Here is a 4,530-nt window from a genome sequence, read left to right as displayed (position 1 = left end):
CCGGGCCGTCCTCGGCCGCCGCGCCCTGCCCGGCGTCCACCCGCCGCACCGTCGCCGAGGCCCGCCGCGCCAGCCGGGTCACCAGCTCCTCGTCGCCCGCGTCGGCGTCGCCGTAGGCGAACCCGCCGGCGTGGGCGCCGTTGACGATCAGCGTCGCCACCGACGCGAACGGCCGCGGCGCCTCGGTGGCCTGCACCCGCGCGGCCCAGGCCACCGCCGGGGCCAGGGAGCCGATGCCGGTGCCGGGAACCAGGGCCTCGGTGAGCCTGGTGGTGGCGCGGGTCGCGTACGCGGCGTCCGGAAACGGAACCTTGACGTCGGCGAAGACAGAAGCGTGTTCATCACTCACGCCGAAAGAGACTAATCCCGCATCGCGTCGGTGCTGCGACCGACCGCTGCGCGAGGCATGATGGCCTGGTGATGGACTTCGCCAAGGGGCACGGCACCGGCAACGACTTCGTGATCGTCGCCGACCCGGACGGTGCCCGGCCGCTGAGCGCCCGCGAGGTCGCGACCCTGTGCGACCGGCACTTCGGCATCGGGGGCGACGGCCTGCTGCGGGTCGTGCGCGCCGCCAAGCACCCCGAGTCGGTCGATCTGGCCGACCGCGCCGAATGGTTCATGGACTACCACAACGCCGACGGAGGCATCGCCGAGATGTGCGGCAACGGGGTGCGGGTCTTCGCGCGATACCTTGTGGACAATGGACTGGCGGACGGCGACGTCATCCCGGTGGCCACCCGCGCGGGGCTGCGCGAGGTCACCGCGACCGGCGACGGCTTCGCCGTCGACATGGGACCGGCGCGGGTCGGCGGGGGCGGCACCGCGACGCTCGAGGGCGAGGTGTTCTCGGGAATCCGGGTGTCCATGGGAAACCCGCACCTGGTGTGCCGCGTCGACGACCCGTCGGCTCTCGACCTTCATCGGGCGCCCATCGTCGACGCCTCGGTATTCGGCGACGGCGTCAACGTCGAGTTCATCGCGGGTGACGCCGAGTCGATCGCCATGCGGGTGCACGAGCGCGGCGTCGGCGAGACGCTGTCGTGCGGCACCGGGGCCTGCGCCGCCGCGGCGGTCGCCCTGGGCGGCAAGGGAACCTGCGTCGTGCGAGTGCCCGGCGGCGAGGTCGCCGTCACGGTCACCGACGACACCACCATCCTCGCGGGTCCCGCCGTCATCGTCGCCTATGGACGCACCAACCTGCTGGCCTCCGCGAGCGGTTGAGGCCGCGCGGTCGGCTCGAACCACATGGACAACCGTCCACAGTCGCAGCGCGCGTACACCACGGTCCCGTTGGAGGTGGGGTGCCGCGACACCACGGAGACGGCCTCGCTCATCCGCAGCCGACACAACGGGCATTGATCCTGTTCGATGTTGGTCATGCGGCAATCCTCGACCTAGAATCGTCCGTAAACAACGAAAGTTTCCGCAGCGATTCTTGTGGGGTTATCGAATGATCGATCCGCGATTGAACACGCTTCGCGTCCTGCGGGCCCACGGCACGGTCACCGCGACCGCCCAGGCCCTGCACCTCACGCCGTCCACGGTCTCGCAGCAACTCAAGCAGCTCGCCCACGAGAACGGGATCCGGCTCCTGGAGCCCCACGGCCGCCGGGTCCGGCTCACCCCGGCCGCGGAGGTGCTGCTCGAGCACGCCGACGTGATGTACGCCCAATGGGAGCGCGCCAAGGAGGACCTCGCCGCGCTCGAAGCGGGCCAGATGGGGGACCTGCGGCTGTGCGGCCTGTCCAGCACGGTCTCGGCGTTCATCGCCCCGGCGGCCAAGCGGCTGCGCGAGGCCCATCCCGGGGTGCGGCTCCACCTGGCCGCCGTCGAGTCGGACGAGGCGTTTCGGATGCTGGAGTCCGGCGAGGCCGACATCGCCGTCATCAACCCGACCGACGCCACGCCCCCGCCCAGCGACCGGCGCTTCGAGCAGCGTTTCCTGGTGGACGACGTGGAGGATCTGCTGGTCTCGGTGGACCATCGGTTCGCCGGACGGGAATCGGTGTCCATGGCCGAGACCGCCGACGAGGAATGGGTCAGCACGCCGGGCTGCGTCGACCAGGAGAAGCTGCTGCTCGCCTCGGCCGCGGACGCCGGGTTCACCCCGGACATCGCGCACCGGTCGGACAGCTTCTACAGCACCTCGGGGCTGGTGTGCACCGGCTTCGGCGTGAGCCTGTTTTCCCGGCTGGCGCCGCTCCCGCCCGAACACTCCGTGGTGCGGGTGCCGATCCACGGCAGGCCGACGCCGACGCGGCGGATGTTCACCGCCGTGCGCGGCGGCAGCGCCCGGCAGCCCGCCATCGCCCGCGGCCTGGCCGCGATCCGCGCCGAGGCGACCCGCGAACACCCGGACACAACCCGGCCCTAGCCCGCGGCGGCGCCCGAGTCGTCCTGGGCCGACAGTCGGCGCAGCAGGTCCACGGCCCGCCTCCTCGACACCGGCGCGAAGAACGCGGCGTCCACCCCCTCCACCGCCGCGATGGCGCGCGGCGCCAGCTTCGCCCCGCCGTCGGTGACTCGCAGGCGCTTGGCGCGGGTGTCGGCGGCGTCCACGGTGCGTTCGATCAAACCCTTGGCCTCCAAGGCCCGCAGCACCGCCGAGGTCATCTTGACGTCGGTGCCCGCCTGCCGCGCCAGGGCGAGCTGATTCGGCTGCTCGCCACTGTTGTTGAGCCACCACGCGCACGCCAACAGGACGAACTGGACGTGCGTCAGACCCAACGGCGCCAGGGCCGCGGTGACGCCGCGCTGCCAGCGCAGCGTGGCGTGCCACAGCAGGAACCCGGGACTGTCGTCGGGATCGAGCGGCTTCATCGCCGCGCCAAGGCGACCAGCGCGGCCATCGTCTCGGGCCAGTCGCCGGTGACGGCCGGGCCGATGCGCGGCCCGAGCTCGTCGGCGGCGTCCCCGGTGATCTCCATGCGATAGACCACGCGGGTCCCGCCGTCGTCGAGGCGCTCGGCGCGGTGGGCGGTGCGCAGCACGAGGCCCTCGAAGCGGGCCTCGTCAACGAATCCCCGATTCTCGGTGGCCTCATCGATCCGCAACGACACCGGGTCTTCGCCGCGCGGAGTCATGGTGATCCGGCTGCCCGCGGCGAACGGCCCGTCGATCTCGATCTTCTCGATGTCGGCGTTCCAGGTGCCCCAGCCCGCGACGTCGGCCCACAGGTGCCAGATCGCCTCGCGGGTGGCGTCGGTGTCGACAGCGTGCTCGTACTGCCACATGGTGTTTCCTTTCGCTAGATAATCTACGCACAGACTATCTTCGCGAAGAGTAATTCGTCAAGCGGGCGGCGTGAACGACGGCGGCTTGCCGCCCGTCCTTGACATGTCGGGGATCGAGACTCACATTCCGCCATCTGGGCGAACGCGAGCGTCGCTGATCAACTGCCCTTCTTCAGCGTCCACAGCATGACCTTGCTGGTGTCGGAGTTGTCGATGGTGGATTCTCGGTCGATGGCGGCGATGGTGTCGCCCTTGGGGCTGAACGTCATCTCCTCGGTTTCCTTGGAGGTGAGGGTATTGAGCCGGTGGCCGGTGTTGGGGTCCCAGCACCAGGCGCCGGGGTCCCCGGGTTCGCCGCCGGTGACGAGAATGGTGCCGTCGAGGCTCAGCGCCATGGACGGACCCTTGCCGGCCAGGGTCGAGACCCGTTTCCCGGTCGCCAGATCCCACAGGCGGGTGCGGCCTCGCGCGGTGTCGACCTCAAACGAGCCCACCGCCAGGGCCTTGCCGTCGGGGAAGAACTCGAGTGAGTTCGCGCCGGTGGGCAGTTCGACGGTCTGCTTGCCGCTGTCGACTTCCCACACCCGCACCACACTGTCAGCACCGCCGTCATCCGGCACGACCGCGGCGAGGTGTTTCCCGTCCGGGCTGAACGCCATGACATTGGCGACCGTGTCGGCGAGGGTAGCGATCTTGTCCCTGGTTCGCGTGTCCCACAGCCGGACACCGTGGCCGCCGCTGGTGGCCAGGATCTTGCCGTCCGGCCTGACCGCGAGGAACCCTCCGTCGTCGTGCGTGGCGAAGCTGGCCACCTTGTCGCCGCTGTCCACATTCCACACATTCACATCCTCGTGACCGCAAACGGCCAGGGTCTTGCCGTCCGGGAGATACGCCATCGCGGAGGAGTAGTCACCCGCGGGCAGGGTCGCGGTCGGCGTGCCGCGGTCCACATCCCACAGTTGAACCGCCTTTCCGCCCTGACTGGCGTACCCGCCGCAGGCCAGGGTCTTGCCGTCCGGACTGAAGGCGAGATGGACGCACATCCCGTCGACGGTGAGGGTGTGCTCGGCGGTGACGACGACCTTCGGCGGCGAATACTCCGATATGGACCCGCTGGCGGCCCGGCGCGGCAACAGCAACGCCGCGGGCACCGCGATGGCCGTGGCGGCGGCCAAACCACCGAACATCAGGTTGCGGCGGGTCAGCACCGTCCGGGAAGGCGGAGGCGCGATGGGGGCATGGAGCGCCGGTTGGACCGCCGGGGCGACGGCGGTCGGGGTGTTGACCCTGGGGG

6 protein-coding genes and 1 pseudogene are annotated in these 4,530 nt (G+C 70.6%); 2 read left to right on the top strand and 5 right to left on the bottom strand.

Going from position 1 to position 4,530, the window contains the following annotated elements; genetic code table 11:
* A pseudogene (locus VE172_RS04425) lies at positions 1–349 on the bottom strand (hypothetical protein); the annotation flags it as partial.
* Positions 350–420: 71 nt separating this feature from the next.
* Here VE172_RS04425 and dapF point away from each other — a divergent pair.
* Entirely contained in the window at positions 421–1,224 is an 804-nt protein-coding gene (gene dapF / locus VE172_RS04420; protein ID WP_324797737.1) for a diaminopimelate epimerase, read from the top strand.
* Here dapF and VE172_RS04415 read toward each other — a convergent pair.
* Positions 1,185–1,382 carry a hypothetical protein gene (locus VE172_RS04415; protein WP_324797732.1) on the bottom strand — a complete coding sequence of 66 codons (198 nt, stop codon included), beginning with the start codon at positions 1,380–1,382 and terminating at the stop codon, positions 1,185–1,187. The two genes, dapF and VE172_RS04415, sit on opposite strands and share 40 nt — an antisense overlap.
* A gap of 71 nt (positions 1,383–1,453) precedes the next feature.
* Here VE172_RS04415 and VE172_RS04410 point away from each other — a divergent pair, with 71 nt between their 5' ends.
* Positions 1,454–2,377: a LysR family transcriptional regulator gene (locus VE172_RS04410; RefSeq protein ID WP_324797729.1), complete on the top strand. Its 924-nt coding sequence runs from the start codon at positions 1,454–1,456 to the stop codon at positions 2,375–2,377.
* On the opposite strand, the gene VE172_RS04405 is transcribed toward VE172_RS04410, so the two are convergent.
* The 3 genes from VE172_RS04405 to VE172_RS04395 all read right to left on the bottom strand — a co-directional run.
* Complete coding sequence (locus VE172_RS04405) at positions 2,374–2,823, bottom strand: MarR family winged helix-turn-helix transcriptional regulator (RefSeq protein WP_324797726.1); 450 nt, start codon at positions 2,821–2,823, stop codon at positions 2,374–2,376. The two genes, VE172_RS04410 and VE172_RS04405, sit on opposite strands and share 4 nt — an antisense overlap.
* Positions 2,820–3,236 (bottom strand): SRPBCC family protein, encoded by a 417-nt coding sequence (locus tag VE172_RS04400; protein WP_324797724.1) that lies wholly within the window; start codon positions 3,234–3,236, stop codon positions 2,820–2,822. Before VE172_RS04400 ends, VE172_RS04405 begins: the two co-directional genes overlap by 4 nt.
* A 158-nt stretch (positions 3,237–3,394) precedes the next feature.
* The coding region (locus VE172_RS04395) for a WD40 repeat domain-containing protein (RefSeq protein WP_324797721.1) at positions 3,395–4,530 on the bottom strand (1,136 nt) is incomplete at its 5' end.

Source organism: Stackebrandtia sp., assembly GCF_035643755.1.
In the GTDB taxonomy this organism is placed as follows: domain Bacteria; phylum Actinomycetota; class Actinomycetes; order Mycobacteriales; family Micromonosporaceae; genus Stackebrandtia.
This window is presented reverse-complemented; position numbering and strand designations above follow the sequence as displayed.

Excerpts from the sequence above, each read along its gene's own strand:
- dapF (WP_324797737.1), top strand. The coding sequence starts at position 421 with ATGGACTTCGCCAAGGGGCACGGCACCGGCAACGACTTCGTGATCGTC.
- VE172_RS04415 (WP_324797732.1), bottom strand. The coding sequence starts at position 1,382 with ATGACCAACATCGAACAGGATCAATGCCCGTTGTGTCGGCTGCGGATG.
- VE172_RS04410 (WP_324797729.1), top strand. The coding sequence starts at position 1,454 with ATGATCGATCCGCGATTGAACACGCTTCGCGTCCTGCGGGCCCACGGC.
- VE172_RS04405 (WP_324797726.1), bottom strand. The coding sequence starts at position 2,823 with ATGAAGCCGCTCGATCCCGACGACAGTCCCGGGTTCCTGCTGTGGCAC.
- VE172_RS04400 (WP_324797724.1), bottom strand. The coding sequence starts at position 3,236 with ATGTGGCAGTACGAGCACGCTGTCGACACCGACGCCACCCGCGAGGCG.